At 37.8% G+C, this 17,376-nt stretch carries 15 protein-coding genes and 3 pseudogenes; 6 read left to right on the forward strand and 12 right to left on the reverse strand.

Translation table 11 applies throughout. From position 1 onward, the window contains the following. Positions 1-260 (forward strand): annotated as a pseudogene (locus WBS51_RS04615) (IS481 family transposase); the annotation flags it as partial. A gap of 188 nt (positions 261-448) precedes the next feature. Here WBS51_RS04615 and WBS51_RS04620 read toward each other — a convergent pair. After that, positions 449-2,695 carry a S8 family peptidase gene (locus WBS51_RS04620; RefSeq protein ID WP_342694049.1) on the reverse strand — a complete coding sequence of 749 codons (2,247 nt, stop codon included), beginning with the start codon at positions 2,693-2,695 and terminating at the stop codon, positions 449-451. Further along, a complete protein-coding gene (locus WBS51_RS04625) occupies positions 2,688-3,734 on the reverse strand; it encodes an ATP-binding protein (protein WP_342694050.1) in 1,047 nt (348 codons plus the stop codon). Before WBS51_RS04625 ends, WBS51_RS04620 begins: the two co-directional genes overlap by 8 nt. Before the next feature lie 316 nt (positions 3,735-4,050). Here WBS51_RS04625 and WBS51_RS04630 point away from each other — a divergent pair, with 316 nt between their 5' ends. Further along, the gene (locus WBS51_RS04630; RefSeq protein WP_173750064.1) at positions 4,051-4,326 is read left to right on the forward strand and encodes a DUF3892 domain-containing protein; all 276 of its coding nucleotides are present in this window, start codon (positions 4,051-4,053) and stop codon (positions 4,324-4,326) included. A 241-nt stretch (positions 4,327-4,567) separates the two neighbouring features. Further along, positions 4,568-5,542: pseudogene (locus WBS51_RS04635) on the forward strand (IS1380-like element ISRgn3 family transposase); the annotation flags it as partial. Here the strand turns inward: WBS51_RS04635 and WBS51_RS04640 are convergent. Genes WBS51_RS04640 through WBS51_RS04650 form a run of 3 tightly spaced genes read right to left on the reverse strand, consistent with a single transcriptional unit; the run spans position 5,514 to position 7,642 of the window. Then, positions 5,514-5,792 (reverse strand): hypothetical protein, encoded by a 279-nt coding sequence (locus WBS51_RS04640; protein ID WP_226853748.1) that lies wholly within the window; start codon positions 5,790-5,792, stop codon positions 5,514-5,516. The pseudogene WBS51_RS04635 and the gene WBS51_RS04640 sit on opposite strands and share 29 nt — an antisense overlap. A gap of 28 nt (positions 5,793-5,820) precedes the next feature. Continuing rightward, the gene (locus WBS51_RS04645) at positions 5,821-7,359 is read right to left on the reverse strand and encodes a glycoside hydrolase family 3 N-terminal domain-containing protein (RefSeq protein ID WP_294580922.1); all 1,539 of its coding nucleotides are present in this window, start codon (positions 7,357-7,359) and stop codon (positions 5,821-5,823) included. Continuing rightward, entirely contained in the window at positions 7,343-7,642 is a 300-nt protein-coding gene (locus WBS51_RS04650; protein WP_302702874.1) for a 6TM ABC transporter family protein, read from the reverse strand. The genes WBS51_RS04645 and WBS51_RS04650 overlap by 17 nt, the downstream gene beginning before the upstream one ends. Before the next feature lie 119 nt (positions 7,643-7,761). Between WBS51_RS04650 and WBS51_RS04655 the strand changes: the two genes are divergently transcribed. Further along, positions 7,762-8,124 carry a DegV family protein gene (locus WBS51_RS04655; RefSeq protein WP_294580956.1) on the forward strand — a complete coding sequence of 121 codons (363 nt, stop codon included), beginning with the start codon at positions 7,762-7,764 and terminating at the stop codon, positions 8,122-8,124. A gap of 153 nt (positions 8,125-8,277) precedes the next feature. Here WBS51_RS04655 and WBS51_RS04660 read toward each other — a convergent pair whose 3' ends face one another. The 6 genes from WBS51_RS04660 to WBS51_RS04685 all read right to left on the reverse strand — a co-directional run bounded on the left by WBS51_RS04660 (position 8,278) and on the right by WBS51_RS04685 (position 14,514). Then, on the reverse strand, positions 8,278-9,237 hold the full coding sequence (locus WBS51_RS04660; RefSeq protein WP_118697282.1) for a carbohydrate kinase family protein: 960 nt from the start codon (positions 9,235-9,237) through the stop codon (positions 8,278-8,280). Between the two features lie 135 nt (positions 9,238-9,372). Beyond that, complete coding sequence (locus WBS51_RS04665; protein WP_173750285.1) at positions 9,373-10,857, reverse strand: glycoside hydrolase family 32 protein; 1,485 nt, start codon at positions 10,855-10,857, stop codon at positions 9,373-9,375. Positions 10,858-10,882: 25 nt separating this feature from the next. Beyond that, complete coding sequence (locus WBS51_RS04670; RefSeq protein ID WP_294580926.1) at positions 10,883-12,562, reverse strand: type 2 periplasmic-binding domain-containing protein; 1,680 nt, start codon at positions 12,560-12,562, stop codon at positions 10,883-10,885. A gap of 21 nt (positions 12,563-12,583) precedes the next feature. Beyond that, the gene (locus WBS51_RS04675) at positions 12,584-13,477 is read right to left on the reverse strand and encodes a carbohydrate ABC transporter permease (RefSeq protein WP_118697337.1); all 894 of its coding nucleotides are present in this window, start codon (positions 13,475-13,477) and stop codon (positions 12,584-12,586) included. Between the two features lie 16 nt (positions 13,478-13,493). Then, positions 13,494-14,375 (reverse strand): ABC transporter permease, encoded by an 882-nt coding sequence (locus WBS51_RS04680; protein ID WP_330426800.1) that lies wholly within the window; start codon positions 14,373-14,375, stop codon positions 13,494-13,496. Next, a complete protein-coding gene (locus WBS51_RS04685; protein ID WP_342694052.1) occupies positions 14,299-14,514 on the reverse strand; it encodes a hypothetical protein in 216 nt (71 codons plus the stop codon). The genes WBS51_RS04680 and WBS51_RS04685 overlap by 77 nt, the downstream gene beginning before the upstream one ends. A 140-nt stretch (positions 14,515-14,654) precedes the next feature. Between WBS51_RS04685 and WBS51_RS04690 the strand changes: the two genes are divergently transcribed. Then, entirely contained in the window at positions 14,655-15,683 is a 1,029-nt protein-coding gene (locus WBS51_RS04690) for a LacI family DNA-binding transcriptional regulator (protein ID WP_173750286.1), read from the forward strand. 75 nt (positions 15,684-15,758) lie between these two features. On the opposite strand, the gene WBS51_RS04695 is transcribed toward WBS51_RS04690, so the two are convergent. Next, positions 15,759-16,214, reverse strand: a complete 456-nt coding sequence (locus WBS51_RS04695; protein ID WP_118750212.1) for an Hsp20/alpha crystallin family protein — start codon at positions 16,212-16,214, stop codon at positions 15,759-15,761. Between the two features lie 207 nt (positions 16,215-16,421). Between WBS51_RS04695 and WBS51_RS04700 the strand changes: the two are divergent. After that, a pseudogene (locus tag WBS51_RS04700) lies at positions 16,422-17,267 on the forward strand (MobQ family relaxase); the annotation flags it as partial. Between the last annotated feature and the right edge of the window lie 109 nt (positions 17,268-17,376).

A 17,376-nucleotide genomic window follows, 5' to 3' on the forward strand; every position in this document is an offset into this window, starting at 1 on the left:
GGCTTCAGTCGGAACTGCGGCAGACACCGAACAAGGATATGCGCCGCTATGAACGCCCTCATATCAATGAGGTCTGGTGCGGGGACAGCAGCGTCGGTCCCCGCCTTACAGATTCGGATGGCAAAAAACACCGGATCTATATCATTGCCCTGATTGATGATGCCAGCCGCTTCATTACCGGAATTGATGTGTTCTATCATGATAACTTTATCAACCTGATGTCGGTTATGAAATCAGCCATAAAGGAAATTCTACATCCATGTCAATATTCTTTACTTGTATTCCACATTGATATGCTTCAACTTATTTGATTTAAGTTTTGAAAGCAACACGATACTTTCAACATGTTCATCGTCGTCCAAACCAATATTTAAATCATTTTCAATAATTGATACCCATTCCTCAGCACAATCATTAAACCATACACTTACTTATTTCATTGAATTTTCTATTCAAATTCAATTTCTTCTTCTGCCTTACTGTATACATCAATCTGATTTTCTATATCGATTCTATTGACAAGCCATCCTCTTACCATACACAATTTTATAAATTCATCAATACGATTTATACCATTCATCTCCTTTAACGTAACAACCACACCAAATTGTAATCCTCTTCCTGCTTTTGGAACAAGTCGTTCCTTCGTTTTAATACTCAATCCCCACATTCCCGCTGAATAAGCTTTTCGAGGCCTTGCATTTTCTTTAATTGCCTCACTAATATGTTTTATATTATCCCATTTTCGATACAGTTTACGTGCATCTTCTTCATAAATATTTTGAATTCCTTCATCTGCTTGTTTGTTGTAATCTATAGCTTTAATCATGGCTTTTCCATCTTTTTCAATTATTCTTCCAAAGTGGAGATCCATTTCTGTACTTGTATAATCTACACCCTGATTTCTATCGCTTTTTGGAAAATATGCCAATGTTGCCTTTGCAAAAAAAGGATGTGCCTTCATATCTTGTGGAACTGGAATATTATACGTATATGTTTCATATTCATCAATGGTTCCATTCATAATAAATCTAATTTCATCATCTTTGGAATGTGTAATATCCTCAATACGTTTTGGTACAACCCCATACCCCATGGCAAAATATTTATTATCCTGACGATTCCATCCTGCTGCCGAATCAATTATCAGTGCTTTTGCAACTTCTCTGCTTAATCCTACGATATGGATAAGATATGCCATTTTTCTTGTAATCCAAGGTGCAGCAAATGAAGTTCCACATACTGTTGCCATGCCTAAAGGTTCACAAACTGTAATTTTTTCCTGTTTATCTCCCCCATAGTAGCAAATATCTGGTTTATAAAAGAAAGATAGTACCGGTCCTACCCTTGTATATGAAGCTGGTTTACCGTTAAAATCAACAGCATTAACTATTAATGAGTTAAGTGAATCTGCTGGAGCACCTATTTTCACAGTTCCTGTCATTTTTCTTGTTTTGTTTGTCCCTGCGACAACAAATATAACATCATACTCACATTGAATCTTATCTAACTCTGCTGCTTCGGGCGATATAAAATTGGGATCGATTTCCATCGCCGATCCTAATGAAAGATTCCATACTTTAATATCTCTGTTACTCGCTATGATATCTCTAATCATTTTAAGGATTGTAAACGAACTGAATCCACCTGCTGTTGCTACTCCAAAATGTTTTACCCTAAATCGTCCACAGCCATCATCCAGTTTTGGATTAAACGCTGGTCCATCCACAATTATTGAAGTTACCGCTGTTCCATGGAAACGATCTTCTGTAGTAATTGTGATGTTCGGATCAACCATATTGTGTGAAACGACCCAATTATGAAAATATACCCTTTTGTCAAATTGAGTATCAATAACACCAACTGTTGGTTCATTTGTGGGTTCTGGAATCGATATTAAACTTTCTGATTCATCTTTCACAATATCTTCATCTATAACAATTTCTGCTAAATCTCTAACATGCATTGCAATCAAATATGGGGCATTATTTTGCAAAATCTGAATTTCTCTACCGTCAAGTCTAAGAGTTGTTTCATCAATCATTTTAGCATGTATCATATCAATGCCAAATTTGCTTAATAATTCTACTGTATTTACTCCTGTTTTATAAATCGTTACAATTGATCTATCTTTGATTGTTTCATCTACACGATCTAATCTAAAACTTTCTACATAATTAGAATCTACAACTACTCTTAAAAAACTAGATTTAGCCATTATATTTACATTATATTTTCCACTATTTATTAATTGGGTATCTTTATCTGTTATTTCACCATTATAATACTCATTTAGAACCAATTCACATTTTTCTAAATATTGTATTGATTTCCGCAAAGCTTCAAAAGAAATAAAATACGTAAAAACATGCTTCTTTACTTTTTCATTTTTTGCGTTATTCTCATCCACAAATTTTGCCCCTCTAATTGACATGTTGGGATGTGAACTTTTTTCTCCAAGCAAAATCTGCAACCTATTGCTCTTTGCAACAATGCACTTATAATGAACGCTGATTAGAACTCCACCTATCGTCATCTCATTTTTCCAATAGTTCTCTAATTGTTTTAACTGTTGTTTCATATTTCCGACATGCTCAGCTGTAACTTTTGAACCTTTTGGAAGATTCGTCGGTCCAAAACCATTCACATTTTTCCGCTTCTGAAACTGTCCTCTAAGTTGTAATATATCATTCATCCATGCTCTCCTTAAGTTCTCTAGCTACAGTGCTCCTAGGAATCCTCGATAAAATTTCTATTTCTCTAATTGTAAATTTCTGAGATTTTAATTCTTTCAAATTTTGAGGCTGTTTACCATTAACTGCATAGTACAATCGTCTAAAATAATCCATTCCATCATCAGGATCACTAAACGCAACCGCTGTCCTTATTAAATTTTTTAAATCTCCTGGATATGGAATTGGTTCCATCAATCCAATGATTTTACGAAATAAGCGGATATCCTTACTTGCTAATTTAAATTTTACTAAAAACTTATTTAAAAATTCTTCTGCGATTGACATTAAATCTCCTTTTGTATATCTGTTGAAATCTATCACAGAATCAAATCTTCTAATTAAAGCTTTATCGAAATGTTCATATAAATTGGTTGTCGCAACTAGTACAACTCTTTCATCCATATAATCCATTCCTTTAAGCATAGAAGATGTCGCTCTTCCCATTTCTCGCAAATCATTTGTATTAGTTCTGTCTAGTGCAATTGCATCTATTTCATCAAATAGTATTATTACATTTTCTGGATGAACAAAATTATTTATTTCTTTAAATAGAGAAGAAATATTTTTTTGTGTCTGCCCTAATTTACTATCAATAACAGCAGCAAAATCCACCATATAAATATCTCTATTTAAGATACGAGACAATTGTTTGACCGCTTCCGTTTTCCCTGTTCCCGGCGATCCTTGAAATAGGAATTTATTTATTCCAGCTTTATGTGCAACTGCATGTACAATTCCAAGAATATCCTGTGTGACCGAATCTGGAAGCCATAAACTATCTCCAGATGATTCAATTTTTTCAAATAACGCTGAGTCACTTTCATTCATTTGAGGTACAAATGTATTCGCATTTGACATTAATGCCATAATATACTCAGCTAATTGGTAATCTCCTGATTCATCAAAGTCTTTTGCAATCTCATATGCTTCACTTCTAAAACCTGCATCATTTTCTTCTGAATAATATTTTATCAAATTAAGAATGCTTTTCTTCTTCATAATGTGCCACCCCTGTCTTTTTCTTAATTATATCTCCACGGGACATTTTTGTCAATATTGGGACAAAATTTAAATTGACTTTTTTTGTTAAGTCGTGTTATAGTGATTATGAAATTAAAACAAATAAAAAATTTCAATAAAAAAGAAACCAGCATCTAAGCGAATAGAATACTGGCCTCTGTGTACAAATGTACTTCATCCAAAGTAAGTTTAACACAGAACAATTTCCCAGACAACCAAAACCTTTGTTCGACTTGATTTCTTTTCTTATTGTTTATATAGAATATTCACAAAAAAATTTGAAAGGAAATAAAAAATGAAAGCAACAAAAATAAAAATGAAAACAGGATGTGCACAGTCCAACAATACAACTGAAATATCCGAAATTTACGTAGAAGGATGTACTAACCCAGGATACTTTGCTAAAGAATCCTTATATGATTACCTAAAAAATAACCCTGATTCCATTCAGGTAAACATTTATCCTTATCCAAACTTAATCCCTGCACTCAGCAGTAATCAAGAAAAATATGTTCGTTCAGAGCCAAATGATACTCCGAATGATAATCTTTTAAAATTGCCAAGAAACTAATCCATACTAAGCAATATTTACATCAAACACGTAGATGAAAGATGCCATCTACGTGTTTGCAATTTCTATAATAAACCTAGATTATTCACGGCACAGCCGTGAAAGTGGCTGAAAGCCACATAGTTGCTGTATTTTAATTGAATATTGCTTTTCACTTATCAAGTGAATAAAAAAAGAGCATCCATTTGTGATAAAATTAAGGTGTTCAAAGCCATTAATAATACAAACAAAGGAGCCCTTCATGAGTATTATAAACACCTTATCACTAGAAAGCAATAGACAGATTAAAATAAATTTTGATGGAGGAGATTTATCCTCCGATGCAGGCCTGCTTCTTATCAAAGAATTCGTAAGTAAACTTGACATTGATAAACTTTTCAGTCGCTCATTTAAGACTAATGATTCTGCATCATTTAGATATCACACTGACAAGGAGAATCTCCTTCAGATAATCTATATGATTATTGCAGGTTATTTTGAAGATGATGCTTCAGATGAACTTACAAATGACCCAGTATTTAAAGCAGTACTAAATAAAGATGCTTTAGCATCACAACCTACGGTATCAAGATTCTTTAACCGTATGGATGAAGATACTTTAAACCAATTCCTTACGATTGGCAGAATACTTCGAAAAAGAGTTTACAGTATTCAGATGCCACAGGCTGTTATTCTGGATCTGGATTCCACTCTTCTTGATGCATACGGCAAACAGGAAGGCCGAGCCTTTAACTTTCATTATCAGAGCAATGGATACCATCCACTTGTCTGTTATGATGGAATGACTGGGGATCTGATAAAAATCCAACTTCGTGATGGAACACAGTATTCCTGCACTGGAGTGGTTGACTTCCTGCAACTGATACTTGATGAATATCTGAATGATTATCCAACAATCCAAATTCTGCTTCGGGGTGACAGCGGTTTTGCTACGCCTGACCTTTACAAGCAGTGCGAGGAAAATGGCACAAGCTATGTCATCCGGCTGAAGGAGAATGGTATTCTCCGTGAAAAAGCATCCCATCTTGTGGATGAGCTTGATGAAATCACCAGGAATAACAAAGTTGATTATGCGGTAGTTTATGGTGAATTCATGTACAAAGCAGGTCCATGGCCTTATGAAAGGCGTGTGGTTTGCAAGGTTGAAAAGCCGGAAAACCAGATGGTTTACATGTACACATTTGTTGTCACAAACATGGATTCCTCACCAAAGTATTCTTTCTTTTCTTATATCCTCTGATTACCAATACTTCCATTCCTGCTATGAAAAGTGCTATTACTACGTCGATACCAATTCCTGCTTTCTTCCAGTTTTCCATACCTGTTTCTTTGTGTTTTCCATCATAAGCCCAGCTGCTTACAACTGTATACATGACATTTTTGCAGGCATTTCTCATCTGAAGTACAGATGTTGGATGCTCCGGATTGGCTACATTGTTCTCTTCTCCGTTGAATGTAGACAGCATTGCATCTTCATGAATTCATCACTATCTATTACTCAACAACAATTAACACACTTTTTCTCTTCTTATATTTCTTCACCAGAACTACTTCCAGAAGAATCAGGATAACAGCTACTGCCACGTCCACACCAACCATGATTTTCATCCACAATGCCAGTGTTAAAGATGTTTCACCAGCATATGCATTACTGTTCACAACAGTATACATAATGTTCTTGCAGGCAGTTCTCATATACTGAACTGTGGATGGGTCAGATGTATCTGTAACAAAGTTTGTTCCTACATCAAATGTAGACAAACAGCAGGAACCGCCAGTTGCGATTACCTGATCTGCATTCATGTTAAATGCACCAGCAAAATAGTCGGTTTCTACAAAGCCTTTGAATCCCCATTCATCACGGAGAAGCGTTGTCTGCAGTTCGTAATTTCCGCCAGCCCACACATTTCCAATGTAGTTAAAGGAAGACATTGTAGCTGTAATATTGCTGTTTTTTACACAGATTTCGAATGGTTTCAAATACAGTTCACGCATTGCCTGTTCATTTGACCAAGTGCAGATCATAATCCAACGGTTTGTCTCCTGCTCGTTCATTGCAAAATGTTTCATATATGCATAAACACCATTCTCAGCAGCACCATTTACAACCTGTGCAGACATAGTTCCTGCAATGATTGGGTCCTCTGACGGGTACTCATATGTACGCCCACCAAATGCACTTCTATGAAGGTTCATAGATGGTGCATACCATCCAGAGCAACCAAGTTCTGTAGCCATTTTTCCCATATCATATCCGTATGTATGAGCTAAATCCTTATTCCATGTGCAGGCGATCATAACATTTGACGGGAATCCTACAGAACCTGCACCTGTAAAGTTATTGCTCACAGCGGATGGTCCATCGCAGTCAACAGTAGCAACTTTTTCAACGCTTTTTGCTTCTGCAGTCTGGAATCCGGCATGGGCGATCATATTCTGCATCTCATCAATTGTAAGCTGATCCAGAAGTGTTTCCCAACGCTCATCATCATAATCTGCACCGCGAAGCTCCGTCAGTTTCATTCCATTATCCGCACCAGTCACAGGCATTTCGGCATCTGGAATTTCCGGCATTTCATAGTTGGAAGTTACAATAAATCCCTCTTTTAAATCCTCCGGCATAGACGTGCTCGCAGGTGCAGCTGTTGTTTCATCATAATTCTTGAAGCCATCTTTACGTGATAAATAGGTAAGATGTCCGTCTGCATAACCGAATTGATTTACAGCAGCAGTCAAGTCTGTCGAACGTGGATTTGCCTCATCATAAACAATATCTTCATCTACTGTATAAGTAACAGAATCGATCACATTATGAGAATCGCTGTTGATACTGATCTCATAATCTCCTGCTTCCAGCACGTAGCATCCATTTTCCAGGTAATCATAAGAAGCCATGTCCTCAGCTGTAAAAGAAATTGTTACCGTCTGTGATTCACCTGGTTTCAATTCATTTGTTTTCTCATATCCAATAAGATTTGCCGTTGATTTCTCAATTCCTCCATTGGTATATGGCGGGTTATAATAAACTTCCACAACATCTTTTCCAGCTATGTCCCCAGTAAGTAATAGTATAGGTAAAAACTGACCGCAGGATATACGCACAGAACACAACGACCATTACCGTCCAGAATGTCCTCCACGCATTATCCGGCAGCAGCTTGTACATACACCACCTAGAAATAAACGGAAATGCCAGATCTATTACTGCTATTGCCAGAGCACATACCATATCCAGCAAAAACAGCTTCCTGTGTGGTCTAAAATATGACAGGAATATCTGCATCTCACTTTTGTTTTTAAAATCTTTCTGGTTCATTTCTTATTGCTCCTGATTCTTATTTATTCTCTTATTTTAGCATAAATTCAAGTCGAACGCACGTAAAGATTTGGTACGTGATTCTGGTCAGCATAAGCTATTGAAATGTTTTAAATTTGGTGTTACAATTTGTCACATTAATAGCCACTATCGGAAATGTTCTCAAAATCAAGCCTATTCTCAGAAGAAACAAAGATGGCTATATTGTAACTTATAAAAATGTCCGTGGACGTAAAGCAGCCCTGAATACTCTGATCAATCTGGTTTGTGATAATATTATAAAACCTGAAGAACAGATCATCGATATTGCACATGCCGACGCTTACGAAGATTCTCTTTATATCATGGATAAAATAAGAGAAAAAATCAACATACGTGATTTTATCAACACATCTTACGACTTCTGCACCGGAAGTCATGTCGGTCCTGATACAATTGCCCTTTTCTTTATCGGCAAAGACAGAGAACTGGTCCAGTCATAATTCTTCACACAAAAAGGCCGGGATCCTTTCGGATCCCGGCTATATATGGGGAGAATAAGCAATGGAAGTTAACCTTCAATTGCGATATAACCATCTTTTTCTTCAACGACTTTCGGTGCTTTCTTCGGAACAGAAAGTTTCAGAATGTCATCTTCACATTTCACATGTTTTCTGAATTTCATCCCTCGTCGGCATTACACGCAATGCTCCTTTTCTTGTTGTGATCACAGATGCTGCTGCATTTGCAAAAGTCAACATTTCCTTTAGTTTATTTTCATCTAAACCTTCCATTCCGTGTTCACAAATATAATGTAATACACAACCACAGAATGTATCTCCTGCTCCTGTTGTCTCAATTGTATTTTTCTGAAGGAACGGTTTTACTTCTACCATCGTTCCGTTATAGTATGCACGACTTCCTTCTTTCCCCATAGATACAAGAATCAACTGAATCTGATATCTTTCTCTAATCCAGTTTACCCCGGCAGTATAATCTTCTTCACCTGTCAGCCACTGAATCTCATTATCTGAAATTTTCAGAATATGACAGTGTGCTAATCCATATAATACCTGTTCCTTTGCCTCATCCAAAGAATTCCAAAGAGGTGGACGTAAGTTCGGATCAAAAGAAATAACTGCACCAGACTCTTCTGCAATACGGATTGCTTCTTTTGTTGCTTCACGTACTCCTTCATGTGTCATAGACAATGTTCCGAAATGGAAGATTTTTGTTTCTTTAATAAGTTCTGCCTGAACTTCCGTTTTATTCAACATCATGTCTGCTCCCGGATTTCGATAAAATGAGAAATCTCTGTCTCCATCCGGATAAGTATGCACCATTGCCAGTGTTGTATGGATTTCCTTGTCTGTACATAATCCTTTTGCATCAATCCCTACTTCTGTTATCACATCTCTCAGCTGTTCTCCGAAAAAGTCTTCACCTACTTTTCCGATGAATGCCGTCTTATGTCCTAGTTTCGTCAGCATTGCAAGTACATTGCAGGGTGCGCCTCCTGGATTTGCCTCAAAAAGTGGGTTTCCCTGATTACTTTTTCCATTTTCTGTAAAATCAATTAACAATTCTCCAAGTGCCACTACATCATATTTTTTCATCATATTCTCCATTCTGCCGCAAAAAACGACATTTCTTCTAGCATTGATACTATGCTCCTATATGCAAAAGGGATTCCCGTTTCAGGAATCCCCTATCATTATCCATGCATCTTCAATTTCAATATAATTTTTGTCCTAAACCAGATTGTATTTCACTATATCGATTTTAGCTGCACCTTCAGCAAAGAATGAAATTCCTTTTGCCTCTTGTTCTGTAAATATAACAGCAGACATAACCTGCTTACCGTCATTAATAAATATTTCAGCACTGAATCTATCCAAGATCACACGAAGCTTTAATTCATTGGCATCGCCATTTACCAGACACCTTCTCTGATGAACTAATGCTCGTTCGGTTCCTGAAAATTTTCTGTCAATTTTCAGGACAGACTCATCCGGGCGGAAACTTAATTCTGTATAAAACTTCTCATTTTGTGCAAAACGTAATACAAATTTCTTATACACATTTTCTTTATCTTCCGGACGTATCACAAGTTCCATATCTATAGTTCGTCCTTCGATTTTGTCTAATGTGATCGCATCATTATCTATTACTACATCGTTGTACTCAACTCTGTCTTTACGCATTGCATCGAGTTCTTTGATCGGAGTCTGATAAAGTCTTCCGTTTTTGACAGACACTTCTCTCGGCAGACTCATTTGCGCAAACCATTTTGAGTCATTACAACGATGAGCAGTCGTATCCCAGTTCTGCATCCAGGCAATCATAATTCTACGGCCATCCGGTGCAAGCAAAGTCTGCATTGCATAATAATCCATTCCATAATCGACGCTTTGTACTGTCTCTTCTTTTAAGGTATGTGTCTCCGGATCCATCTCTCCGATGATACATAAGGTCCCATTTCCATTATGGAACTCCAGTCCTTCCGGCAACATGTCCTGTGGACTTGTCAGAAGAACATGTTTTCCATCTAATTCGAAAAAGTCCGGACACTCCCACATCTTTCCATAACGTTTTTTATTTTCTGCCAGTACACTGACAAATTCCCATTCAAATCCATCTGCACTTTTATAAAGAAGAATCTGTCCACTTCCATCTGCCGGACGGCTTCCGATCACACAATAGAAGTACCCATCTTTTTCTTTCCAGATCTTTGGATCCCGGAAATCCACTTTACTTGCACCTTCCGGCAAGTCTTTAGCTGTCAGAACCGGATTCTTTTCATATTTCTTATAATTTTTTCCATCTCCAACAGCCACTGCCTGTGTCTGAATATCCCTTGCCGTTCCATCTTCAAGCGTCTCCTGATCTACAGCAGTATAAATCAGCAGCTGTCTGCCGTCGTCCAGTTCTATTGCACTTCCTGAAAAACATCCTATCTTATCATAATCTTCATCCGGTGCCAGAGCTGCCGGAAGATATTCCCAGTGAAGCAGATCTTTACTTACCACATGGCCCCAGTGCATACTGTTCCAATGTGTATCATATGGATTATACTGGTAAAACAAATGATACTCTCCCTGATAGCAGGAAAAACCATTTGGATCATTCATCCATCCAACATATGGACTCACATGAAAAGCCGGTCGATCCTCTGCTTTTATCTGCAGCCCCTGTTCAGCTTCATATTTTCTAGCCTTTTCTAACATCTCACTCATGAAAATTCTCCTGTTGTTTGTATCGTTATTTTTCTTCACTCAACGACTTCTGATACTCATCAAAGTATTTCTGTTTAATTGAAATATAATCAGAAAGTCCATACTGTTCCATTTTCTTCAGATAAAAATCCCACTCTTTTTCAATTCCGCCATTCAGGATCCAGTCTGCTTTCTTCTGTTCTGCATATTTTTTGATATCTGTATCATACTGAGATACTTTATTGGTATCATCAATGCTCATGAATACGTTTGGATAAACATATTTACTGTTCATATCCTGTAAATAAGTTTCATGCATATTGTCCAGACGCCATTTTGCATCCTCTGGCTGTGTTACATAGACGTCATAATATTCATTCAGAACTGCAAGAGGACCATTTACAGATTGTGCTTCACGTACTTCTACCGGAGACTGATCCCCCAGATCCATGTGTTTCAGCATTTCTCCACCATCTTTATTGGTAGACAGTTCAAAAATGTTAAAGGAATCCTTCTCTCCATAAGTTCCCCAGTTATTCTGCGGTGACTGAAGTGGTGCATACATCTGATCGATCCATGCAGCAGCAAGTGCTGTGTTACGGCAGCTGGATGTAAGAACACATCTTCCACGATCATATCCACTTGTTTCACTGTTATTCTGTCTTGTAATGTTCCGCATACCATCTGGTCCTGTCAGAGCCGGCAGCATAACATAATCTTCATTATTATCAATATTGGCGATATCCCATGTAAAGCAGAGACCATAGCGGTGATTCTTTCCTTTGGCGACATAAGTAGACCACTCTTGTGTAAATGCTTCCGGGTCGACCAGATCCTCTGTTACAAGTTTATGTAACCACTCAATTCCTTCTTTGTATCCTTCCTGAACGGTTGTATAAATAACTTTTCCTTCGTCCGTTACAGCGAAATGATCTCCTGTATCTCCATAGCCTTCTCCAAATCCATTGAGCAGAATTGCCGGATCCTGGTCACCATTATTGATGATAAATGACATTGGAATCACAGCACCTTCAATCGAAAATTCTTTTTCAAGCTCATCTGCATGATCACGGAATTGAATCAATACCTGTTCCAGTTCATCTGTTGTTGTCGGAATCTCGAGTCCTAGATAATCCAACCATTTTTTATTAATATACGGAATATCTCCGATTGCCTGAATGGCTTCTTTCCCAAAACCAAGCTGTTCAATCCATGGGAAGGAATAAATATGTCCATCTGGTGCGGTGCACATTGTCCTGTATTCTGGATATTTTTCAAACACTGCCTGTAAATTCGGCATATATTTATCTATCAGATTTTCCAGCGGAATGATAATCCCCTGTTTTGCATAACGCAACAGATCATAATCACTCATTCCGGCATTGAATAATCCATCTGGCAGATTTCCAAATTGTGCAAGCGCCAGATTCTTCTTATCAGAGAACTGATCCGATACAAAACAAGTCCAGTCAATATGAACATTGGTCTGCTCTTCCATTCGCTGAAAAATTACTCGTTCATTCGGATCCTGTGTTGATGTAGCCGGTGCACTTGTAATAAAGGAAAGCTCTGCAGTTTCCTTTAATGGAAACTGCACCTCCGATACAGGTGTACCCGGATCAATTTCAGCCTCAAGCTGCTGCTTTTTTCCACATCCTGCAACTCCCACCATCATCGTCAGGGACAGTACAATTGCAAGCAATGCATTTACTTTTCTTTTCTTCATATCTGTATCGTTCCTTTCTTATTAGCCTTTTACCGATCCGACCATAATTCCTTCATCAAAGTATTTCTGGAAGAATGGGTACATTACTAACAGTGGTAAACTTGATACTACGATCGTTGCATATTTCAGCTGTTCTGCTACTTTTGCCATTTCTGCTGTACTCTGAATATCAGCGATCATTCCAGGCTGTGGTGTATTCTGTACCAGGATGGAACGGAGTACCAGCTGTAATGGCTGAAGATTTGCATCATTCAGATAAATCATTGCATCGAAATAACTGTTCCACATTCCAACAAAAGACCAGAGTGCCAGTACTGCGATGATTGGCTTACATACCGGAAGCATGATTTTAAAGAAATGCTGGATCTCATTTGCACCGTCAATCGCAGATGCTTCTCTTAATTCTGTCGGGATTGACTGATAATAAGTTCTGGCAAGAATCATATTCCATACATTAAATGCTCCTGGAATCAGGATTGCCCACACTGTATTAACCATGTGCAGCTGATTGATCAGGATAAATGTAGGAATCATTCCACCACCAAAGAACATTGTGATCAGGAAAATAACATTGAAAAAGTCTCTTCCTACAAATTCCTTCTTTGACAGTGGATACGCAGCCAGTAATGTCACAAAAACAGAAATTACTGCAAATGCAAGTGAATACAGGAAGGAATTCAAAAATCCACGCCAGATCATTTCGTTCTCTAATACTCTTCGATATGCGTCTAATGTCCAGTCCTTGGTGTTAAAACTCAATCCCTGGTTATTCAAAACAGTAGGATCCATAAAGGATGCGAGTACTACATAAATAATCGGTATCGCTATAGAAAGGACGAATAAACCAAGAATAGTAAATCCGATTCCAAGGATTACTTTGTCTGTCCTTGAATATTTTCTCTTTTTTTTCTCCATCTCTTCTCCCTCTTTTCTATAATCCTTCTCCATCATTCAGTTTCTTAACAACCCAGTTCACAAAGATCAGCAAGATAACATTTACAACTGAATTGAAAAGACCTACCGCTGTCGAATATCCATAGTCTCCATTCAGAAGTCCAATACGGTATACATATGTAGACAGGATTTCTGATGCCGGAAGGTTCATATCTGTCTGTAAAGCATAAGCTTTTTCGAAACCAATACTCATGATATTTCCAGCCTGCAAAATAAACTGAATTACAATGATATTCTTAATTGCCGGCAATTCTACATACCAGATCTGCTGCAGAAGATTCGCTCCATCCATGAGGGCTGCTTCTTCCAGCTCCTTGCTGGCATTCGCCAGTGCTGCTGTGTACATGATAGATGCCCATCCTGCGGTCTGCCAGATTCCACTTGCAATGTAAATTGTCCGGAATGCAGAAGGCATTGTCATCCAGTTTGTACTGATTCCTAATACTTTATTCAGTGGGCCTACAGGAGATAAAAGCATACGAACCATACCACAAAGCACGATGACTGAAATAAAGTTTGGCATATAGATCAAAAGCTGCACTTTCTTCTTAATTCCGGTCTTACGAATACGATTCAGAAGCAATGCAAGAATGATTGGAACCGGAAATCCCCACAGTAATCCATAGATACTCAATTTCAACGTATTCATCAGATAGTTCATAAAATCTGGTGAAGATAAGAATCGTCTGAAATACTCAAGCCCTACCCAGGGACTACCAAGAACTCCTTTTATTACATTGTAATCTTCAAAAGCAATCAGAAGACCTCCCATCGGGAGATACTTAAAAATAATTGTCAGTAAAAGTCCTGGCATCAGGAAAAAAAGATATAACTGCCAGTTTTTCTTCACATAAGTCATCTTTTCTCTCCACGTTCGCTTGCTTACGGACTTTGCTTGATTTTGCATTCTTTTCATGCACTTCTTCCTCCATTCCATTGATTTTATGAGAACCGGTTACGTAACCGGTTATTTTATGATTTGATATTACTATATCCATTTCTTTCTGTCAACACTTTTGTATACTAAAATAACCGGTTACGTAATCAGTTATTTTATCGTTGCGTTTTTCCATCAAAATTGCTATACTGAAAAATATTATTAACCGTCAGCCATCATATTGAAGGAGATTCAACTTTTATGAGTAAAAAGAAACAGGTAACTTTTGCAGATATTGCGGAATACACCAATTTTTCAAAAACTACAATATCAAGATACTTCAATCATCCTGATTCTCTTACCTTGGAAAACCAGGAAAAGATTTCACAAGCTCTTGACACACTTGGATATAAAAAGAATAAGCTGGCAAAAGTTCTGGCAAATGGAAAAAGTGAATTTATTGGAATCATTGTTCCGAATCTTTACCTGCACTATTATTCTGAGATGCTGACACAATTCCTTTCCAGCTACCGTGATTATCATTATAAGTTTCTTGTTTTCGTCAGCGAACATGGCGCAGAAGAAGAACAACAGTATATTGAAGAACTTCTGTCTTATCAGATTGAAGGACTGATTGTTTTAAGTCACACTCTTCCATCTGAGAAACTCGCTTCCTACCAGATTCCTGTCATCGCAATTGAACGCGAAGCAGAACATATCAGCAGCGTCAATACTGACAACTATATGGGAGCACTTCAGGCTACTTCTCTGTTGATTCGAGATAAATGTGATATATTAATTCACATAAATGTCAATGTGAATAAATCCGCTCCGGCTTATGACCGAATCTGGGCCTTTCAGGCAACTTGTGAAGAATATCATGTGCCATATGATATAGATTTGAGTGTAAAAGGTGCTTCTTATCATGAGCTTTTGGATGTAATCCGAGAGATTTTCAATAAGATAGAATCAAAATACCCCGATCAAAAAAAAGGTATCTTTCTTGCGAACGATACCTATGCTAATATGTTTCTTAATTTAATTTTCCAAAAATACGGGACATTTCCTTCCACTTACGAGATTGTTGGATTTGACAATTCTCCGATTGCCAGCAAGGCAATCCTTCCGATCACAACCATCGGACAGCAGATCGATGTGATTGCAAAAACTGCCATGGATCTTCTGGTCCAGCAGATGGAGGAACAGAAAAAGCGTGTTCCCAAACCATTGGGTGAACCCATCCATAAACAGATTACACCTATATTAATTCGCCGCAATACAACAGAATAATTTATTTCTCATGTAAAAAAGGCCGGGATCCTTTCCGATCCCGGCTATATATGGGGGGAGAATAAGCAATGGAAGTTAACCTTCGATTGCGATGTAACCATCTTTTTCTTCAACGGCTTTCGGTGCTTTCTTCGGAACAGAAAGTTTCAGAATACCGTCTTCATATTTCGCATGGATATCTTCTTCACTGACTGCATCACCAACATAGAAGCTTCTGCTTAAAGTACCAGCATAACGTTCACGTCTGATGTAGTTGCCCTTCTTATCCTGTTCATCTTTATCAAGACCTTTGGCTGCTGACAGTGTCAGATAACCATCCTTCAGCTGAACCTTAATCTCGTCTTTCTTAAATCCCGGAAGATCCACATCCAGTTCATAACTGCCATCAGTTTCACGGATATCCGTTTTCATCATGTTCTGCGCATGTTTACCATAAAGCGGATTCTTCTTGCCCCAGAACTCATCTTTAAACGGGAAGTCCATCCAGTCATCATCAAATAAGTTTTCTCCAAAAATACTAGGCATCAACATAAGTCATCGCTCCTTTTCATGACAAACAAATCTATTTTTAAGTCTTTCGACTGTTACTTACTAATCTATTTTAAGGATACCGCCCGAAGCCTCCGGGCAGTATCACGAGTCTTTAACGATCATACATTACCTGACGGAAATGAATCAACTTCTCAATCATTCAATGTGCATCTTTCAATCCACAGATTGCCGCCATGACAGCCATGTGTAGCAGACCGCTGTGAAATCAACCGTCAGATTCGTGCGGGTAACAAAATGCTCCGAGAATTAAAAGCAAAGGTAGCAAAACTGGCTGAAGCTGTAGAAAAGTCTATTCCAATAATAGCTGAAACGTTAGAAGCGATCCGCAATCATATGATTTTTATACAGTATCATTTACTTCATAATGAGATGCAAAAAGAAGTGATCCATGACTGGATGAATCATTTCAATCCAATACTGAATAAATACAACACAGTTAAAAAGGAACTCAAAGCTAAAGTTACGGAACGGAAAGAACTGAATGTGCAAAAGGATAAAACCAGTATTTTGAATCCCATCCGGCATATAAAATTAAATCAGCAGCTTACCACTATTACCGAAGAAATCGAAGAACTGAAATCAAGGAAAGAGCAGCTAATCTTCCAGGCAGAATGCTCTACCGATAAAGATATGACGAATCTATCCAAAAAATATGACCAGATGAATAACAATCTTGATATCCTGGATTCTCAAGACATCTCGCTCAAAAAACAGCTTGAAAAAGATGCCGCCGCTTTCCGGGAAGAAAAATTTCGTCCTGAACCAGAACAGTATACAGAATTGCTGGACAACCGAATCCAGATACGTCCTGATTTTCGGGATAAGATAATCGAACAGCTCAAAGGTACTTTCGGTAAATATTATGACTATCACCGTCGTGATATTGCAGCCAATGAGGTAGATTATCTCAATGTGGAAGATCCTGATGTTTTTTCCCATCGTGCCTGGGAACTTGAACATCAGAGGAAACAGGAGATGCGGCGAAATCAGCCTGCCAGAGCTAAGAAAAGATCATATGATATGGAGTTATAATCATCATCGAGTAGATAATATGCTCTTACAACTCTCTTGTTTAAAAGGCGTATGGATTTAAAAATTCCATACGCCCAATTCACTTTAACCAGTTACAATCTGCCATGTT

Source organism: Blautia acetica (assembly GCF_038739805.1).
In the GTDB taxonomy this organism is placed as follows: domain Bacteria; phylum Bacillota; class Clostridia; order Lachnospirales; family Lachnospiraceae; genus Blautia.

Coding starts and splice junctions, on each gene's coding strand:
- WBS51_RS04620 (WP_342694049.1), bottom strand. CDS start 2,695: ATGAATGATATATTACAACTTAGAGGACAGTTTCAGAAGCGGAAAAAT.
- WBS51_RS04625 (WP_342694050.1), bottom strand. CDS start 3,734: ATGAAGAAGAAAAGCATTCTTAATTTGATAAAATATTATTCAGAAGAA.
- WBS51_RS04630 (WP_173750064.1), top strand. CDS start 4,051: ATGAAAGCAACAAAAATAAAAATGAAAACAGGATGTGCACAGTCCAAC.
- WBS51_RS04640 (WP_226853748.1), bottom strand. CDS start 5,792: ATGCTGTCTACATTCAACGGAGAAGAGAACAATGTAGCCAATCCGGAG.
- WBS51_RS04650 (WP_302702874.1), bottom strand. CDS start 7,642: ATGAACCAGAAAGATTTTAAAAACAAAAGTGAGATGCAGATATTCCTG.
- WBS51_RS04660 (WP_118697282.1), bottom strand. CDS start 9,237: ATGAAAAAATATGATGTAGTGGCACTTGGAGAATTGTTAATTGATTTT.
- WBS51_RS04665 (WP_173750285.1), bottom strand. CDS start 10,857: ATGAGTGAGATGTTAGAAAAGGCTAGAAAATATGAAGCTGAACAGGGG.
- WBS51_RS04670 (WP_294580926.1), bottom strand. CDS start 12,562: ATGAAGAAAAGAAAAGTAAATGCATTGCTTGCAATTGTACTGTCCCTG.
- WBS51_RS04675 (WP_118697337.1), bottom strand. CDS start 13,477: ATGGAGAAAAAAAAGAGAAAATATTCAAGGACAGACAAAGTAATCCTT.
- WBS51_RS04680 (WP_330426800.1), bottom strand. CDS start 14,375: ATGACTTATGTGAAGAAAAACTGGCAGTTATATCTTTTTTTCCTGATG.
- WBS51_RS04685 (WP_342694052.1), bottom strand. CDS start 14,514: ATGGATATAGTAATATCAAATCATAAAATAACCGGTTACGTAACCGGT.
- WBS51_RS04690 (WP_173750286.1), top strand. CDS start 14,655: ATGAGTAAAAAGAAACAGGTAACTTTTGCAGATATTGCGGAATACACC.
- WBS51_RS04695 (WP_118750212.1), bottom strand. CDS start 16,214: ATGTTGATGCCTAGTATTTTTGGAGAAAACTTATTTGATGATGACTGG.